Genomic DNA, 16,582 nt, shown 5'->3' with positions numbered 1-16,582 from the left:
GCCGAAATTTTGCCCATAACCGTACATCCCCAGCCCGAGTGCTGGGTCTGTGCATGCAGCGACTACCGTTCGATCTAGATCGGTGGTCTTAGGGCTGTGGCATGAAGGCACTCAGGTCGTTGGAACAGCCCGGTGCGACTCGTGTCAGCCAGTTCTCGGAAAGGCAGCCACGTTCAAGGGGGATTGTCTGGTCGGCCAGATAGGCGGCTTCCTCCAGATCATGGGTGACATGCAGGATGGGCACGGTTAGTGAGTTTTTCAGGTCTCGCAATTCGCATCGCAGGCTGCGGCGCGTATCCACATCCAAAGCCGAGAAAGGCTCGTCCAGCAGAAGCAGGACGGGATTTCTTGCCAGTGCCTGACAGAAGGCCACTCGTTGCCGCTCTCCACCAGAGACGGCCCCCGGGCGTTTGTCCGCCAGATGGGCGACCCCGAAAATATCCAATAATTCATCGATTCGCTGCTCGTCTTTGGTGGCAAAGCCGACGTTGTTCCGCACGCTGAGGTGCGGAAAGAGTGGGTAGTCCTGGAAGACCAGTCCCAGGCCGCGCTTTTGTGGGGGCAGAAAGATGTCGTTGGCTGTGTCCACGAAGACCGTATCTCCCAGAGTGACGACGCCACGGTCAGGCCTCTCCAACCCGGCAATGATGCGCATCAGGGTGGATTTGCCTGCACCCGAAGGACCGACAATGGCAGTCAGTTGCCCAGGAAGGCAGCTCAGGGACACTTTCAGGGTGAACTGCGGGAGTTGTTTTCGGATGTTGACACATAGGGTCATGATCGACCTCCGTTCAGACGATTAATGGTCACCAGTGCCAGGAAGCTGATGGGGATCAGGGCCAGGGAGAGGTACAGGGCGTCGGAGTAACGCAGTGCCTCCACGGCCTCGAAAATGGCGATGGAAGCTACCTTTGTGGTGCCGGGCATGCTGCCGCCTACCATCAGGATGACCCCGAATTCCCCCAGCGAGTGAGCAAAGACCAACACGGAGGCGGCGCACAGGCCGGGAATGCTGTTGGGCAGAACCACGCGGAAGAATGCCGCAGTGGGTGACAGCCCCAGAACAGCGGCGGCTTCGAGAAGCCGTCGATCCAGCTTCTCGAAGGCCGCGCGCATGGGTTGTACGGCAAAGGGCAGGTTATAGGTCAGCGAGGCCAACAGGATGGCCGAAAAGCTGAAGACAAGGCGTTCCCCGAACAAACTCTCCCAGGCGGCTCCCATTGGGGCTCTAGGCCCCATGAAGACGAGCAGGGCAAAGCCCAACACCGTTGGTGGCAGCACCATGGGCAGTGAGACCAGGGCATCGGCCACGCTTTTGCCCGGAAAGCGGAAGAACGCTAGGGCATAGGCGATGGGGGCGGCCACCAGCGGTAAAAGCAGGGTGGTCAACAGGGCCAATTTGGCAGAGATGATCAGGGGCGTCAGATCCATTTATTCGTATCCGTATTTTGTTTTGATGGCTTTGGCTTCGGGGCCGGAAAGGAACTTGATGAATTTCTGTGCGGCTTCGGGATGAGGGGCGTTCTTGAGCAGGCAGGCAGCCTGCACCACGCGCGGGGCTTCTTCGACCACGCTGAAGCAGCCTTTGCGGCCCTGCTCCGTGAAGACGGAGGAATAGGCGCAGAATCCGGCATCAGCTGCTCCGGTGTGGGCATACTGGAAGGCTTGGGCGATGCTCTGACCGTGGACCAGTTTGGGCTGAATGTCATCCCAGATTCCAGCCTTTTGCAGCGCTTTCATGGCTGAGGTCCCGTAGGGTGCTGTTTCCGTGTTGGCAATGGCGATTTTGGACGCCGAGGCAGACATGGCTGCTTCGTGCCAGGGACGATTGCAGAGTCCGGGCTTTGAGGACCATAAAACGACCTTGCCCAGAGCGTAGACAAAGGGCTTTTCCGCCAGACCTGCGACATGGAGTTTGTCTGGACGTTTCTGGTCTGCGGCCAGGAAAATGTCGTGTGGCGAACCATTGGTGATCTGGGCGTAGAGCTTGCCCGTGGAGGCAAAAGTCGCTTCTGCCTTGATTCCGGTGGCCTTTTCGAAAGCCGGAATGATTTCCTGCATGGCGGGCATGAAGTTGGCGGCCTGGGCAATGAGCAGATCTGCAGCCCGTGCGGACAAGGGCAGACTCAGCAGCAGAGTCAGGGTAAGGATTGTTGCGCGTATCATAGCGTTTTGCTCCAGTTGTTGCGGTTGGTTCGATATGCGACCAGTCTCTAAGCTCAATGGCCTAAGGCGCATGCAGCGACTCCGGCAAGCTGGTCACGCATCTCGGTATAACCGTGACTGTTAGGAAAAAACGCATGGTTAATGACTCCGCATTGATGGAAAGACACAAGGAACGCTCTCAAAAACTCGCTCCGTGCGAAGTCTTCACGGTGCCCGATGGAGTGCGACATCTTGAACCAGCGCAATTGGTGGCCTTGGAGCGGAGTTTCAAGCTCTGGTGCGCCGCTGCAAAGCGTTCTGATCGCCGTCGTTCGCGTGAACGGATGCGACTTTTGTTTTTGATGCTGCGCTATAGCGGGGCGCGATTGGGTGAGGTGCAGGCTCTGGATGACCGCTGTGATCTTGATTTGGAGAGTGGCGAGGCTGTCTTCGGTGAGAATGGCGCTCGACGAACAGTGCCGCTGCCAGTGACTCTGTGCCGGGAACTGGATCGCTTCCTTGATGGTCCGCTTGGAGCGGGGCTCGAAGGGACTCTGTTTCAGGTGGACCCCGGATATGTTCGACGTATTTTTTATGCTCGCGCAGCAGAGGCGGGGTGTTCCAAGACATTGGCCGCGCCCCGGGGGCTGCGGGCTTCCCGTGCCGTGGAACTGTTGCGGAGCGGGGTTCCACTGACGGTTGTGCGTGATATTCTTGGACAGTCCTCCACGGATCTGACCTGTGTGTTCCAGGCGTATTCCCAGGAGGATGCGCAACGCATTGTGCGTCGGCTCGCCCCGGACGATGCAGCTTTGCGCACCAGCGCGCGCAATACCTTTCTGTGCCGTGTGCTGAAAGTGCGTTGCGACGGAGTCATGGCTGAGGTGATCCTGAAAACTGACTTCGGCACAGAACTGTGTTCGCTGATTACCCAAGAGAGCGCCATGAACCTGGGACTTGAGCCGGGTGCCCCGGTGGCGGCTACAGTTAAGGCACCATTGGTGGATCTGGGGCAGGCAGGAGCCACTACCGATTTGGATCGTAACCGCATTCCGGCAGTGATCACGGGCATCAAACGTACTGCGGTTATCGGCGAGATCATCGGCGAGGCCGCAGACGGAACTTCGCTTTGTGCTCTGGTCTCTGGAGCCACTCTGGATCAGCTCGATCCGGTAATCGGCCAGTTGATGGAGTTTCGCTTCAAGGCGCTGGTGGTGGTGCTGAACAGCTTGTAGCAGTCGCGGTTGCGGGTTCCATTTCACCACGTCCTCCCTTCTGTTTCGAAAGAGGGCGCGTGAATTTCGTTTACCAGTCCAGTATGATATTCATCAGCAGTCAGGACATTTGAGCCCAAGCAGAGGATCAGCCAGAGGGTAAGAATCAGGATTCTTTGTAACATCGTCTTTCCTCCTTTCTACTATGCGCCGAGTGCGTCTGCGACTTCATGCTTGGTCAATGGACGGCCCAGATCCCGGGCCGCGTCTCGTACCGCCTCGGTCAGGGCGGACAAATTCCCTGGGTTACCCGCCCGTCCCAACTGCTTGAGCGCGGCTCCCACGGCTGAGCGGCCGCTCTTGGTTCCGAATTCAATGCGTCTGGCTGACGAAGTCTGCCCCACAGCTTCAGGGGGAAAGGGTTCGTACAGGGCAGGAGCCTTTAGCAGGCCATCCACATGCAGTCCTGATTCGCAGGCAAAGATGTCACGACCGCAGATGGGCTTGTTGCGTGGCACCGCGATATCCGCCAATTCCTCCACCATGCGACACGCTTTGCGAATGGCAGACAGGTCATAACGTTTATCTGCGCTGCGCAGTGACATGAACGAGGCGACCTCCTCCAGGCGCGAGACACCGGTGCGTTCACCGATACCAAGAACCGAGACATCGGCGAAATCGGCCCCAGCCCTGAGAGCCGAGACTGCATTGGCCGTAGCCATGCCAAAATCATCATGACAATGAACGGCGATATGGGCGGGGAAAATGTTACGCAGTGTCGTTGTCAATTCCATCATCGCTGACGGATCCATGATCCCCACGGTATCCGCGATGCGGACGCGATCCGCCCCCAGCTCTGCTGCCCTCCGGGCGACCTGAAGCAGAAATCCCATATCCGCCCGAGAGGCGTCTTCCAGACCGATGGAGACGTAGCCAAAGCCCCGATTGCGGGCCAGGGGAATGAGTTCCCTCAGTTCCAGAAGCAGCTTGTCGCGGGTGGTCCCCAATCGGGACCCCAGATGAGCGTCGGACACGGGAACCCCGATGTTCAGGCGGTCGGCTCCTGCCGCTGCGGCCAGATCGATGTCCACGGCCTTCAGACGTGCCCAGACTGACAGTGCTGTGTTGCCCACCAATCCCCGGGCCCAGGACAGAAGTTCCCCAAGTTCTTTCTGGCCTGCCCACCCTGCTTCGATTTCCTCAATGCCTGCAGTGGCAAGTGTTTTGATCAGTTCACGGCATGCTGAATTGTCGAAAGTCACCCCGTAGGTCTGGGCGCCTTCGCGCAGTGTGGTGTCGATGAGCATTGTTCTGTCTCCTTAAATGTTCGGAAGGTGTTTCGGTTCGGTTGACCTGAAAGAGCAGAACTTGTGCCATTATTAAAACTCCTTTGATTTCAGTGTGATGACATTTTTGTGCGCTGATTCTGAGCCGACATAAAACCCGACATAATTGTAGGTTCTTACGTTTATGTAGGTTCATGAGAAGTGATTTTGTAGGGTGTTTCAGTGTCTCCTTTTTCGTCTTAGTGTAATTATTCTAGCGCCTTGCGCCATTTAATCGATTTTGGCACGGCCGTTGCCTTAAGGAGGGCAAACACCTGCAACCCCAAACGCCAAACATTCGGAGGCACACCATGCGTAAGATCGCAATTTATGGAAAGGGCGGCATCGGCAAGTCCACTACCACTCAGAACACCGTCGCAGGTCTGGCCGCGATGGGTAAGAAAGTCATGATTGTGGGCTGTGACCCCAAGGCAGACTCGACCCGCCTGATGCTGGGTGGTCTGGCTCAGAAGTCCGTGCTCGATACCCTTCGCGAGGAAGGCGAGGATGTGGAACTCGAAGATATCCGCAAGGGTGGCTTCGGCGGCACCTGGTGTGTTGAGTCTGGCGGTCCTGAGCCGGGCGTCGGTTGCGCCGGTCGTGGCATCATCACTTCCATCAACATGCTCGAGTCCCTGGGCGCATACGAAGAGAGTGAGAATCTCGACTATGCCTTCTACGACGTCCTTGGTGATGTTGTCTGCGGTGGATTCGCCATGCCTATTCGTGATGGCAAGGCCGAAGAGATCTACATTGTCTGCTCCGGTGAGATGATGGCCATGTATGCGGCCAACAACATCTGTAAGGGCATCATGAAGTACGCCCAATCCGGTTCCGTGCGCTTGGGCGGCCTGATCTGCAACTCCCGTAACGTGGATAACGAAAAGGAGATGATTCAGGAGCTGGCCAAGAAGCTGGGGACCCAGATGATCTACTTCGTGCCTCGCGACAACGACGTGCAGCGCGCCGAGATCAATCGTCAGACCGTGATCGAATGGAACCCAGAGGCGGGTCAGGCCGATCACTACCGCAACCTGGCCACTGCCATTGATCAGAACGAGATGTTCGTTGTTCCCACCCCCCTGGAAATTGAGGAACTGGAGCAGCTGCTCTTGGACTACGGCCTGCTGGCTGCCTAATTAAATCGATAATAACTGAAATTTCAGGAGAATTTATAATGATGATCATGATCAGAGCCATTGTTCGGCCCGAGAAATCAGACGACGTCCTTGCAGCACTCATGGACGCCGGATTCCCGGCCGTGACCAAATACTCCGTGGCGGGACGCGGCAAGCAGCGCGGCATCAAGATCGGTGAAGTCACCTACGACGAGATCCCCAAAACCATGCTCATGAGTGTGGTCAACGCCGTGGACAAGGACTTTGTCATTGAGACCATCATGACCGCAGCCCGTTCGGGCAAGAAAGGCAATTTCGGTGACGGCAAGATCTTCGTCACGGATGTTGAGGATGTCTACACCATCAGTTCCGGTGTGCAGGATACCGCCGCCGCTTCCGAGGGAGTTCCGGCATGAAGGAAATAATCGCAGTCGTGCGCATGAACATGATGAACCGCACCAAGCAGGCCCTGACCGATGCCGGGGTGGACGCGTTCTTTGCCAACGAGGCCCAGGGCCGAGGCAAGGGGCTGGTCGACAGCAAGGTCCTCGAGGGTGCTGGTGCGGGCTATGAAGAGGCGGTGGAACTGCTGGGCGAGCGTGGAAAATTGTATTCCAAGCGCATCGTCACCGCAGTGGTCCCCACGGAAGACGTGGATGACGTGGTCAAGGCCATTGTCGCGGCCAACAAGACCGGCAAGCCCGGCGATGGAAAGATCTTCGTCGTGCCGGTCGGAGATGCCGTCCGCGTCCGCACCGGGGAGACCGGCGCCGCCTCAATCGTTTAACTGGCCGCCCACGATCTTCCGATGGCTACGTTACTTCGAGAAATCCAAACCCTTACGTATGGCAAATACGTATCGGTCTTGAAATTTTCTCGGGCCTTGCCCTCGAAATTCGTGAGCGCCCAGTGAAAAGGTACTGTTTTACCAGTTAGATAACACCCTCTGAGGAGAGCAGACATGGCCACAGCCAAAAAGAAGCTCGTGAAATGGGAGCCCACCGACATCAAGGAGGAGATGCTTAAGAAGTATCCCCCCAAGGTGGCCCGCAAGCGAGCCAAGCAGATAATGATCAACGAAGCTCTGGAGAATGAGACTCCGGAAATCACCGCCAATGTGCGGACCATTCCGGGAATCATCACCATGCGCGGCTGCACCTACGCAGGCTGCAAGGGCGTTATTCTGGGGCCCACCAGAGACATCGTGAACATCACTCACGGTCCCATCGGTTGCGGATTCTACTCCTGGCTGACCAGGCGCAACCAGACTGACGCTTCGGGCGAAGGTGATGAAAACTACATGCCTTACTGTTTCTCCACCGACATGGAGGATAAGGACATCATCTTCGGTGGTGAGAAGAAGCTCGCAGCTGCCATTCAGGAAGCCTACGACCTGTTTCATCCCAAGGCCATCGCCATCTTCGCCACCTGTCCGGTGGGGCTCATCGGCGACGACATCCATGCCGTGGCGAAGCAGATGAAAGAGAAGTTCGGGGACTGCAACGTCTTTGGTTTCTCCTGCGAAGGCTACAAGGGTGTGTCTCAGTCCGCTGGTCACCACATCGCCAACAACCAGATTTTCAAACATGTGGTGGGCGAGAACGACGAGGAGAAGCCCGGTGAGTACCGAATCAACCTCCTCGGCGAGTATAATATTGGCGGCGACGGATTCGAGATAGATCGCATCCTGAAACTGTGCGGTATCACCAACATCGCCACCTTCTCGGGCAACTCCACCTACGATCAGTTCGCTTCAGCCCACAAAGCCGACCTGAACTGTGTCATGTGTCACCGCTCCATCAACTATGTGGCTGACATGCTCGAGACCAAGTTCGGTATCCCCTGGATCAAGGTGAACTTCATCGGGGCCGAATCCACGGCCAAGAGTCTGCGCAAGATCGGGACTTACTTCGGCGACAAGTCGTTTATCGAGAAGATCGAAGCCGTCATCGCCGCAGAAATGCCTGAGATCGAAGCTGTTGTTGCCGACGTGAGAACCCGTACCGAAGGCAAGACCGCGATGATGTTTGTGGGTGGCTCTCGTGCTCATCACTATCAGGATCTGTTCTCTGAAATGGGAATGAAGACCCTCTCAGCCGGGTACGAGTTCGCCCACCGCGACGACTACGAAGGCCGACATGTGATCCCCAATCTGAAGGTGGATGCGGATAGCCGTAACATCGAGGAAATCACTGTCGAGGCCGACGATACCCGGTATGCGCCGCGCAAAACCGAAGCCGAGTTGGCAGCTCTGGAAGAGGGTGGCTTGAAGTTCAAGGAATACGAAGGCCTGATTCCTGACATGGATAAGGGTTCCCTGATCATCGACGACTGCAACCAGTACGAGGCTGAAAAACTGGTGGAGATCTTGAAGCCCGACATCTTCTGCGCGGGTATCAAGGAAAAGTACTCCATTCAGAAGCTGGGTGTGCCCATGAAACAGCTGCACAGCTATGACTCCGGCGGCCCCTACGCCGGGTTCAAGGGCGCGATCAATTTCTATAAGGAGATCGATCGCCTCACGAACAGCAAGGTCTGGAGTTACATGAAGGCCCCCTGGCAGGAAAGTCCCGAGCTCTCGGCTACTTACGTCTGGGAATAGCGAAGCGGCGGGCCGTTGAAACCGCACCGTCTGCTTTGTCGCAGCGGTTGGTTCAAACCCTCGCGTATCAGTATTACGCGTCCGCCTTGACTCCTCCTGGCTCCTCGCATCCGGCTCGATTTGAGCGGCCCGCGAAGAGAAACAACTGAGAAGGAAGATTACAATGTTATTGAGACATACTCCCAATGAGGTCGCTGAGCGCAAGGCTCTGACCATCAACCCCGCCAAGACCTGCCAGCCGGTGGGGGCCATGTACGCGGCCTTGGGTGTCCACGGATGCCTGCCCCACAGTCATGGTTCGCAGGGCTGCTGTGCCTATCATCGCAGCATGCTGACCAGGCACTACAAGGAACCCGTTTCCGCTGGAACCAGCTCCTTCACCGAAGGCGCATCCGTGTTCGGTGGGCAGGCCAACCTGGTTCAGGCTCTGGACAACATGTTCACTGTGTATGAGCCCGAAGTCGTGGCCGTGCACACCACCTGTTTGTCCGAGACCATCGGCGACGATCTGCCACAGATCACGGACAAGGCCACCAAAGACGGCAAAGTCCCTGAAGGCAAACACGTCATCTATGCCAATACACCCAGCTATGTGGGCACGCACGTGACCGGCTTCTCCAACATGGTCAAAGGTATGGTCAAGCTGGCCGAGTCCACTGGCGTGAAGAACGGCAAAGTCAACGTCATTCCCGGCTGGGTCGAGCCCGCCGATATGGAAGAGATCAAACGCCTGTCTGCCCTGGTTGGCGTGGACATCACCATGTTCCCGGACACCTCGGGTGTTCTCAACGGCCCCCTGTCCGGCAAATACTCCATGTTCCCCGAAGGTGGCACCACCGTGAAGGAACTCAAGAGCACGGGTGATGCCATCGGCACCCTGGCTCTGGGCGAATGGTGTTCTGCCGATGCAGCCCGCCTGCTGGACACCCAGCACAAGGTCCCCTGCAAGGTGCTGGATATGCCCTTTGGCCTGAAGGCCACTGACCGTTTCGTGGATGCCTTGCGCATCATTGCCGGTGTCAACGTGCCCGAAGAAGTGAGCCGTGAGCGCGGGCAGCTGGTGGATATGATCTCGGACATGCACCAGTACTTCTATCACAAGAAGGTTGCTCTGGCCGGTGATCCCGACCAGGTGATCGCCCTGACCGAATTCCTGGTGTCCATCGACATGTGCCCGGTGCATATCGTGACCGGAACACAGAGCAAGAAGGTCAAAGCCAGACTTGAAGAACTGACGGCGGATGTGCCCTTCAAGGTCAATATCGCTGCCAAGGGTGACATGTTCCTGCTCCACCAGTGGATCAAGAACGAGCCTGTGGATCTGATCATTGGCAATACCTACGCCAAGTACATTGCCCGTGATGAGGATATTCCGCTGGTCCGCTTCGGCTTCCCGATCATTGACCGCGTGGGACATCAGTACTTCCCCACCGTCGGCTACAAGGGAGGCCTGCGGCTTTTGGAAATAATCCTGGGACGATTGCTGGACCGTACGGATCGCGATGCTCCCGAAGAAAGCTTCGAACTCGTCTACTAGGCCCATTTGCGGGGGAGGACGAACCTCCCCCGCAATGATTCTCACAACAGGTTCAGCAGGAGCAGCCATGGCCACTGTCCACTCGATTCAAGGCGAACATCCCTGTTTCAGCCCCGGCGCGCGCAAGCGTGTCGGCAGGCTGCATCTGTCGGTTGCACCACGCGCCACGGCCCGTATCCGATTCGCTGGTAGTTCTGTCGGGACACAGGCTTTGCCTCCGGCCGAGGCCTTGGCCCTGCTTGATTCTGTTTTTGCGGACGGGACGGAACTGGGCATCGTGGGCATTACCGGTCCGGGTGATCCGATGGCGACTCCCGAATCCACTCTGGAGACGTTGAAGTTGGTGCGGGCAAAATATCCCGAGCTGCCTTTGTGCCTGACCACGAATGGTTTGGGTGCTGCGGGTCATGCCCATGCTCTGGCAGAATTGGGGTTGGCGCATATCACCGTGCTGGTTGACGCCGTGGACCCCAAGGTGGCGGAGATGATCTACGCCTGGATTCGTCCCGGCACTAGGAACCTGTGTCTGCCTGATGCAGCCGAGTTGCTGGTTTCAGATCAGCTTCGGGCCATTGAAGCCTTTGTGGGGGCTGGAATCCCCGTCAAGGTCAACACCACTGTCTACCGAGGCTGTAACGAAGCTCATATCAGGGACGTGGCTCATACCGTGGCCGATCTCGGAGCCTCGATCATGGCGGTGATGCCGTACCGCGCGCTGGAAGGAAGTGAGGACTATCTCGCGGTGCAGCCCGGCCTGGGAATCATGCGCGAAGTGCGCGAGGCCGCAGGCAGGTACCTCAAGCTGATGCCTCAGGAAGAAACCTGCGGTTGGGATTTGATGGGGCTGGAACGCCCCGTATCGGAAGCCGTCGGCCTTGGACCGGTCCTGCCCAAGCCCTCTGGCCCACGCGTCAATGTTGCCGTGGCCAGCGAAAGCGGCATGGAGATCGACCTGCATCTGGGACAGGCACCCAAATTTTTGATTTACGGGCCTCGCGAAGATGGGTTGCCGTGTCTGCTGGGCACGCGTCCGGCTCCAGCGCCCGGTGGCGGTGATTCCCGTTGGGAAGAATTGGCCCTGACCCTGTCCGACTGTTTTGTACTCCTGGCTGCCGGAGCGGGGGAAAGTCCACGCAAGATCCTGGGAAGTCACGGTATCCAGGTGCTGGTAACCGACGCCGATGCCGAGGGGGCCGTTGATGTCCTCTTTGGTGGCGGGGAAAAGGGCAAGGGACGTGGCGGCAAACGCTAAAACAATTGAACCTCGAATGATTAACCACTGAGACCTCAAAGGAGACGACCATGGCGATTCCCGAACGAATGATTCTTGTCTGTCAGAGCTTCCGCGCGAATGGAGACCCCAAAGGACTCTGTCACAAGCAAACCAATGGTTTTCTCCAATACATCGAAGAAGAGATTCTGGACCGTGGATTGGATTGTCAGATCGCCGCAACAGGCTGCCTGAAGCAGTGCGAGTCCGGGCCGGTGATGGTCGTCCAGCCTGACAACTGGTGGTTCAAGGGTGTGGATAGCGAAGAAGCCATCGATGCCATCCTGGACGGCTTGGAAGAAGGCGAACCCTGTGCTGACTACTTGATTTCATAAAGGAAAAAAACCCAATGCCCATCGTTATTCGTCAGGCCGGTCACCACGACATCGAGCAACTTCTCCCTTTGTTGGGTGAACTGTGCGCCATGGAACAGGATTTTCTGTTCGATGAAGCTCGCCAGCGCCGGGGACTTGAACTGCTTGTCGACGACACGGGATCTTGCGTGCTGATGGCGGAACTGGATGGACAGACGGTGGGCATGTGTACGGCTCAGATTGTCATTTCGACTGCCGAGGGCGGGGCTTCCGCCCTGGTGGAGGATCTGGTGGTGGACAGTCGTTTCAGGGGCCGTGGGCTTGGCAGACGGCTGTTGGGGCGTTTGCGGCGCTGGACCGAAGGGCAGGGCGCCACACGCATGCAACTCCTGGCTGACAGGGATAACGCGGGTGCCCTGGGATTCTATGATCGATGCGGATGGGACCGGACCAATATGATCTGTTTACGGACTACTGATGCTTGCACCGCGGAGGTGCCCCATGAAGAATGAGCTGCTCGAAGAAAGAAAGGGTCAGATCCATACTGTAGGCGAAAGCCCCTTTGACATGGCCTGTAACCGCGAGAGTCTGGCCGGGGCCGTGTCCCAGCGAGCCTGCGTGTTCTGCGGCTCGCGAGTGGTGCTGTATCCCATCGCTGATGCATTGCACCTGGTGCATGGACCCATTGGTTGCGCGGTCTACACCTGGGATATCCGGGGGGCGTTATCCTCCGGACCGGAGCTGCACCGTTTGTCTTTTTCCACCGATTTGCAGGAACGCGATGTGATCTTTGGCGGCGAGACAAAGCTCGAAGCCGCATTGGTCGAACTCATTGAGCGTCACCAGCCCAAGGCTGCCTTTGTCTATTCCACCTGCATCGTCGGTCTGATCGGGGACGATCTGGAAGCGGTGTGTCGCAAGGTCGAGGAACGCTTCGGTATTCCGGTGATGCCTGTGCAGTCCGAGGGTTTCAAGGGCAGCAAGCGCGAAGGCTATCTCGCTGCCTGCAAGGCCATGAACCGGCTTGTGGGTACGGCTGACACCACGGGCATTAGTCCCCTGTCCGTGAACATCTTTGGTGACTTCAATCTGGCTGGTGAAATCTGGATCATCCGTAAGTATCTGGAACGCATGGGTGTGGAAGTCGTGGCCAATGTCACCGGTGATGGCCGGGTGGCCGATGTTCAACGGGCTCACGGTGCTGCATTGAACTTGGTGCAGTGTTCCGGGGCGACCCTGGATCTGGCCAAGATGATGGAAGAGGAGCACGGCGTTCCTCACGTGCGGGTCTCCTATCTTGGCATCGAGGACATGGCCGACTCGCTGTACAAGGTGGCCGAATTTTTCAAGGACATCGACCCGGATATCGAGCGCCGTACAAGCGAGTTGGTGCGCGAGGAACTGGAAGCCCTGATGCCCAAGCTGGCCGGATTGCGCAAGGACCTGGAGGGCAAGCGAGCAGCCATTTACGTGGGCGGGGCCTTCAAGGCGTTCTCGTTGATCAAGGCCTTCAGGCATCTGGGGATGAAAGTTGTGCTTGTGGGATCTCAGACCGGGACCCGTGAGGACTATCGCGAGTTGGCGACCATTACCGATCCCGGCACGGTCATTATCGATGATGCCAACCCCCTCGAACTGTCCAAGTACATCAAGGAAAAGGATGTCGACGTGTTCGTGGGCGGGGTCAAGGAACGACCCATTGCCTTCAAGCTGGGTGTGGGGTTCTGCGACCACAATCACGAGCGCAAGATCGCTCTGGAAGGCTTCATCGGCATGTACAATTTTGCATTGGAGATCCATGCCTCGGCCATGAGCCCGGTCTGGAACTTCATGCCAAGGCGGCGCGGGCGGGCTGAAGGTACGGTTGACTCAGGGGCCCGTGGCCCCGAAGGGAAGGGTTGCCCGCCCTGCGCAGCCACTGCAGGAGGTGCGTCATGATCGCTACTGCTCCCAAGACCAATTACGTCTCCACCACCAATGCCTGCAAGCTCTGCACTCCACTGGGTGCGACCCTGGCTTTTAAGGGTGTTGCTGGCGGGGTTCCGTTTCTGCATGGCTCTCAGGGCTGCGCCACTTACATGCGTCGCTATATCATCAGCCACTTCCGTGAGCCCATGGACATTGCGTCCTCGGCTCTGGGCGAAAAGAATGCCATCTATGGCGGCGGTCCGAATCTGAAGAAGGGCCTGATCAACGTCATGCGCAAATACGCACCCGAAGTCATCGGGGTGGCGACGACCTGTCTGACAGAAACCATCGGTGACGATGTGCATATGATTCTGCATGAATTCCGCCAGGAGTTCGGCGATCTGCCCCTGCCCGCCGTGGTGCAGGTCTCCACGCCCAGTTTTTCCGGTACGCACATGGATGGGTTCCACGGCGCGGTACTGTCTCTGGCCGAGCAGTTGTGTGTGGACCAGGTCGAGCCCACCGGACGCGTTAACGTCATGTCCGGGTTCGTGTCTGCGGAAGATTTGCGCCATATGCGCGAGATTGGCCGAGCTTTCGATCTGGAACTGACGTTATTGCCCGACTATTCGGACACCCTGGATGGTCCCACCTACGACGAATACCAGCCCATCGCAGCGGGGGGGACGACCCTGGAGGAAATCCGCTCCATGTCGGGTGCGCGAGCCTCTCTGGAATTCGGGACCAGCCTGGTGGGGCGCAAGACCGCCGGGGCTTCCTTGGAAAAACGATTTGGTGTGGTTAACCACCAGTTGCCCATGCCCATTGGCCTTCGCGCCACAGATGCCTTGATGGAGACCCTGAGCGAATTGACCGGACAGCCCATTCCAGAAGCTATCGCCGCTGAGCGTGGACGGTTGCTGGACGCCTTGGTGGACGGTCACAAGTACATCGCAGGGCAGCGGGCCGTGGTCTACGGCGATGAGGATATGGTTCTGGGGATGACATCACTTTTGGCTGAAATCGGAATACGCCCCGTGCTGGTCGCCACCGGTGCAGGAGGCGGAGGCTTCGCCGAGGCCGTGCACGAAACCTGTGCCGGACTGCTGCCTGAAATGCCTGAGGTCATGGAGAAGGTTGACTTCCACGACATCGCTGCACGAGCCGGAGAGCTGAAGCCGGACCTGTTGGTGGGCAACAGCAAGGGCTATCGCTACGCCCGTGACTGGAATGCCGATCTCTTGCGCGTCGGGTTCCCCATCCATGATCGCTTCGGTGGGCAGCGCCTGCTGCACTTGGGTTACCGGGGGGCATTGGGGTTGTTCGACAGTCTGGTCAATCTGGCCATCGAACGCAAACAGAACACCTCTGACATCGGCTACGGCTACATTTAGCAGGCTGCTGAAAAGTATCCGAAAGCTGCGTTACTCGAAAAATTCAAACTCTCTCGTATGCCCAATACGCATCAACTTGAATTTTTCTCATGCCTTGCCTTCGAATTTTTTGAGCAGCCTGCGGGGAAATGAATTAATCGCCTCGCCGCAGAATTGAAGACACTGACAAGCTACCTGTTGAAACGGATAATTCGAGTTGATCGCAAGGAGAATCGCCATGACCACGGAACGCAACAAGACCATGCACCCCTGTTTCAACAAAGACGTCAAGGGCGAGTGCGGCAGAGTTCATTTGCCTGTAGCCCCCAAGTGCAACGTGCTGTGCAATTTCTGCAATCGCAAGTTTGACTGTGTAAATGAGTCCCGCCCTGGCGTGACCTCGGCAGTGCTTTCCCCCGGGCAGGCTGCCAAATACATGGAGGATGTCCTGGCCAAGGAACCGCGAATCACGGTGGCAGGCATCGCCGGCCCCGGTGACCCCTTTGCCAATCCGCTGGAGACGCTGGGTACCATGCGTCGCATTCGCGAGAAATTTCCGGACTTGTTGTTTTGTGTCTCCACCAATGGCTTGGCTTTGCCTCCATATCTGGATGACGTGGCCGACCTGGGCGTGACTCATATGACGGTTACGGTCAACGCCGTGGACCCTGTCATCGGTGGAGAGGTCTATAAATGGGTGCGTGACGGTAAAGTGGTCTATCGCGGCAAGGATGCCGGCAAGCTGATTCTGGAGCGTCAGTTGGAATCCATCCGTGGTTTGAAGGCGCGTGGCATCACCGTGAAGGTCAACACCATCATCATTCCCGGGATCAATGACCATCATGTCGAGGAGATCGCCCGGGTCATGAAGGGACTGGATGTGGATTTGCATAATCTGATCCCCATGTATCCCAATCCAGGAACCGGTTTTGGGCATCTTCCAGAACCCACCAAGGCCGAGGTCAATGCCCTGCGTAAGGCCGCTGGAGTTCATGTTCCCCAGATGACTCACTGCAAGCGTTGCCGTGCCGATGCCGTTGGCCTGTTGGATAATGATATTTCAGGCGAAATGGCTGGTTGCCTCTCGGCCTGCTCCAAGATGGAGTTGCCCGTTGCCGAGGCCCGTCCCTATGTGGCTGTGGCAACCCGCGAGGGCATGCTGGTCAATCAGCATCTGGGCGAGGCTTCACGTTTCCAGATCTGGGCAGAACAGGATGGAGCACTGTCCATGGTCGAGGAACGTCAGTCTCCGCCTGCGGGCTGTGGCCCTAAGCGATGGGAGGCCTTGGCAAAGACCTTGAAGGATTGCAGCGCCATCTTTTGCGCCGCAGCAGGTGAAACCCCAAGTCTGCTGTTGGAAGAGAGCGGTATTCAGGTGGAAGCTTGTACTGGATTCATCAGCGATGTCTTGAGTGCTCATTTCGGTGATGGCGATCTGGCTGCCTTCAAGGCCCGCAAGGGCGGCTGTGCCATGGGCTGTGGTGGGGCCGGCGGCGGCGAAGGCTGCGGTTGAGCCGAACCGGTGAAAAACGGGTGCCTGCATTGTTGCTGCGGCGGATTTTAACTCTTGCGTATGAGGAATACGCAGCGATCTCAAATCCGCCTTTCGCCTCGCATCCACACCATTTTTGAACGATTCGGCAGGGCGCACTGCGACGGTGGACGAGGGGGCCGACTACGTCGTTTAACGCCTATGAGCGATTGCGCGGGGCGGCAAAGAAGGAACTTTATGTTTGCCCCGTGATTAACCGTCCGAATTATTTGAAATAGAAGTAA

General features: G+C 57.5%; 16 protein-coding genes. 12 read left to right on the top strand and 4 right to left on the bottom strand.

Translation table 11 applies throughout. The annotated features are described in order from the left end of the window. Positions 1-88: 88 nt before the first annotated feature. Genes EL361_RS07485 through modA form a run of 3 tightly spaced genes read right to left on the bottom strand, consistent with a single transcriptional unit; the run spans position 89 to position 2,166 of the window. The gene (locus EL361_RS07485; RefSeq protein WP_126378140.1) at positions 89-778 is read right to left on the bottom strand and encodes an ATP-binding cassette domain-containing protein; all 690 of its coding nucleotides are present in this window, start codon (positions 776-778) and stop codon (positions 89-91) included. Continuing rightward, positions 775-1,431, bottom strand: coding sequence for a molybdate ABC transporter permease subunit (gene modB / locus EL361_RS07480; protein WP_126378138.1), 657 nt, complete (start codon positions 1,429-1,431; stop codon positions 775-777). The genes EL361_RS07485 and modB overlap by 4 nt, the downstream gene beginning before the upstream one ends. Then, on the bottom strand, positions 1,432-2,166 hold the full coding sequence (modA, locus tag EL361_RS07475; protein WP_126378136.1) for a molybdate ABC transporter substrate-binding protein: 735 nt from the start codon (positions 2,164-2,166) through the stop codon (positions 1,432-1,434). It abuts the gene before it with no gap. 134 nt (positions 2,167-2,300) lie between these two features. Here modA and EL361_RS07470 point away from each other — a divergent pair, with 134 nt between their 5' ends. Next, complete coding sequence (locus EL361_RS07470; protein WP_126378134.1) at positions 2,301-3,380, top strand: TOBE domain-containing protein; 1,080 nt, start codon at positions 2,301-2,303, stop codon at positions 3,378-3,380. A gap of 182 nt (positions 3,381-3,562) precedes the next feature. Here the strand turns inward: EL361_RS07470 and EL361_RS07465 are convergent, their stop codons facing one another. Continuing rightward, entirely contained in the window at positions 3,563-4,666 is a 1,104-nt protein-coding gene (locus EL361_RS07465) for a homocitrate synthase/isopropylmalate synthase family protein (protein WP_126378132.1), read from the bottom strand. A 329-nt stretch (positions 4,667-4,995) separates the two neighbouring features. Between EL361_RS07465 and nifH the strand changes: the two genes are divergently transcribed. From nifH to EL361_RS07410, 11 genes are all read left to right on the top strand, one after another. Continuing rightward, positions 4,996-5,823: a nitrogenase iron protein gene (nifH, locus tag EL361_RS07460; RefSeq protein WP_126378131.1), complete on the top strand. Its 828-nt coding sequence runs from the start codon at positions 4,996-4,998 to the stop codon at positions 5,821-5,823. A gap of 38 nt (positions 5,824-5,861) precedes the next feature. Then, the gene (locus EL361_RS07455) at positions 5,862-6,218 is read left to right on the top strand and encodes a P-II family nitrogen regulator (RefSeq protein ID WP_126378129.1); all 357 of its coding nucleotides are present in this window, start codon (positions 5,862-5,864) and stop codon (positions 6,216-6,218) included. Further along, positions 6,215-6,589, top strand: a complete 375-nt coding sequence (locus EL361_RS07450) for a P-II family nitrogen regulator (RefSeq protein ID WP_126378127.1) — start codon at positions 6,215-6,217, stop codon at positions 6,587-6,589. The genes EL361_RS07455 and EL361_RS07450 overlap by 4 nt, the downstream gene beginning before the upstream one ends. Before the next feature lie 174 nt (positions 6,590-6,763). Beyond that, positions 6,764-8,404 carry a nitrogenase molybdenum-iron protein alpha chain gene (gene nifD, locus EL361_RS07445; protein WP_126378125.1) on the top strand — a complete coding sequence of 547 codons (1,641 nt, stop codon included), beginning with the start codon at positions 6,764-6,766 and terminating at the stop codon, positions 8,402-8,404. 163 nt (positions 8,405-8,567) lie between these two features. Beyond that, the gene (gene nifK / locus EL361_RS07440) at positions 8,568-9,941 is read left to right on the top strand and encodes a nitrogenase molybdenum-iron protein subunit beta (RefSeq protein ID WP_126378122.1); all 1,374 of its coding nucleotides are present in this window, start codon (positions 8,568-8,570) and stop codon (positions 9,939-9,941) included. Between the two features lie 67 nt (positions 9,942-10,008). Then, positions 10,009-11,193: a NifB/NifX family molybdenum-iron cluster-binding protein gene (locus EL361_RS07435; RefSeq protein ID WP_126378120.1), complete on the top strand. Its 1,185-nt coding sequence runs from the start codon at positions 10,009-10,011 to the stop codon at positions 11,191-11,193. Between the two features lie 50 nt (positions 11,194-11,243). Next, entirely contained in the window at positions 11,244-11,546 is a 303-nt protein-coding gene (locus tag EL361_RS07430; RefSeq protein ID WP_126378118.1) for a (2Fe-2S) ferredoxin domain-containing protein, read from the top strand. A gap of 14 nt (positions 11,547-11,560) precedes the next feature. Beyond that, on the top strand, positions 11,561-12,037 hold the full coding sequence (locus EL361_RS07425) for a GNAT family N-acetyltransferase (protein ID WP_126378115.1): 477 nt from the start codon (positions 11,561-11,563) through the stop codon (positions 12,035-12,037). Continuing rightward, complete coding sequence (gene nifE, locus EL361_RS07420; protein ID WP_126378114.1) at positions 12,027-13,463, top strand: nitrogenase iron-molybdenum cofactor biosynthesis protein NifE; 1,437 nt, start codon at positions 12,027-12,029, stop codon at positions 13,461-13,463. The genes EL361_RS07425 and nifE overlap by 11 nt, the downstream gene beginning before the upstream one ends. After that, on the top strand, positions 13,460-14,827 hold the full coding sequence (locus EL361_RS07415; RefSeq protein WP_126378112.1) for a nitrogenase component 1: 1,368 nt from the start codon (positions 13,460-13,462) through the stop codon (positions 14,825-14,827). Before nifE ends, EL361_RS07415 begins: the two co-directional genes overlap by 4 nt. Positions 14,828-15,044: 217 nt before the next feature. Continuing rightward, positions 15,045-16,319: a radical SAM protein gene (locus tag EL361_RS07410; RefSeq protein ID WP_126378110.1), complete on the top strand. Its 1,275-nt coding sequence runs from the start codon at positions 15,045-15,047 to the stop codon at positions 16,317-16,319. The last annotated feature ends 263 nt before the right edge of the window (positions 16,320-16,582 follow it).

This window comes from Desulfovibrio ferrophilus (assembly GCF_003966735.1).
Lineage (GTDB): Bacteria > Desulfobacterota > Desulfovibrionia > Desulfovibrionales > Desulfovibrionaceae > Desulfovibrio_Q > Desulfovibrio_Q ferrophilus.
This window is presented reverse-complemented; position numbering and strand designations above follow the sequence as displayed.

Coding starts and splice junctions, on each gene's coding strand:
- EL361_RS07485 (WP_126378140.1), bottom strand. CDS start 778: ATGACCCTATGTGTCAACATCCGAAAACAACTCCCGCAGTTCACCCTG.
- modB (WP_126378138.1), bottom strand. CDS start 1,431: ATGGATCTGACGCCCCTGATCATCTCTGCCAAATTGGCCCTGTTGACC.
- modA (WP_126378136.1), bottom strand. CDS start 2,166: ATGATACGCGCAACAATCCTTACCCTGACTCTGCTGCTGAGTCTGCCC.
- EL361_RS07470 (WP_126378134.1), top strand. CDS start 2,301: ATGGTTAATGACTCCGCATTGATGGAAAGACACAAGGAACGCTCTCAA.
- EL361_RS07465 (WP_126378132.1), bottom strand. CDS start 4,666: ATGCTCATCGACACCACACTGCGCGAAGGCGCCCAGACCTACGGGGTG.
- nifH (WP_126378131.1), top strand. CDS start 4,996: ATGCGTAAGATCGCAATTTATGGAAAGGGCGGCATCGGCAAGTCCACT.
- EL361_RS07455 (WP_126378129.1), top strand. CDS start 5,862: ATGATGATCATGATCAGAGCCATTGTTCGGCCCGAGAAATCAGACGAC.
- EL361_RS07450 (WP_126378127.1), top strand. CDS start 6,215: ATGAAGGAAATAATCGCAGTCGTGCGCATGAACATGATGAACCGCACC.
- nifD (WP_126378125.1), top strand. CDS start 6,764: ATGGCCACAGCCAAAAAGAAGCTCGTGAAATGGGAGCCCACCGACATC.
- nifK (WP_126378122.1), top strand. CDS start 8,568: ATGTTATTGAGACATACTCCCAATGAGGTCGCTGAGCGCAAGGCTCTG.
- EL361_RS07435 (WP_126378120.1), top strand. CDS start 10,009: ATGGCCACTGTCCACTCGATTCAAGGCGAACATCCCTGTTTCAGCCCC.
- EL361_RS07430 (WP_126378118.1), top strand. CDS start 11,244: ATGGCGATTCCCGAACGAATGATTCTTGTCTGTCAGAGCTTCCGCGCG.
- EL361_RS07425 (WP_126378115.1), top strand. CDS start 11,561: ATGCCCATCGTTATTCGTCAGGCCGGTCACCACGACATCGAGCAACTT.
- nifE (WP_126378114.1), top strand. CDS start 12,027: ATGAAGAATGAGCTGCTCGAAGAAAGAAAGGGTCAGATCCATACTGTA.
- EL361_RS07415 (WP_126378112.1), top strand. CDS start 13,460: ATGATCGCTACTGCTCCCAAGACCAATTACGTCTCCACCACCAATGCC.
- EL361_RS07410 (WP_126378110.1), top strand. CDS start 15,045: ATGACCACGGAACGCAACAAGACCATGCACCCCTGTTTCAACAAAGAC.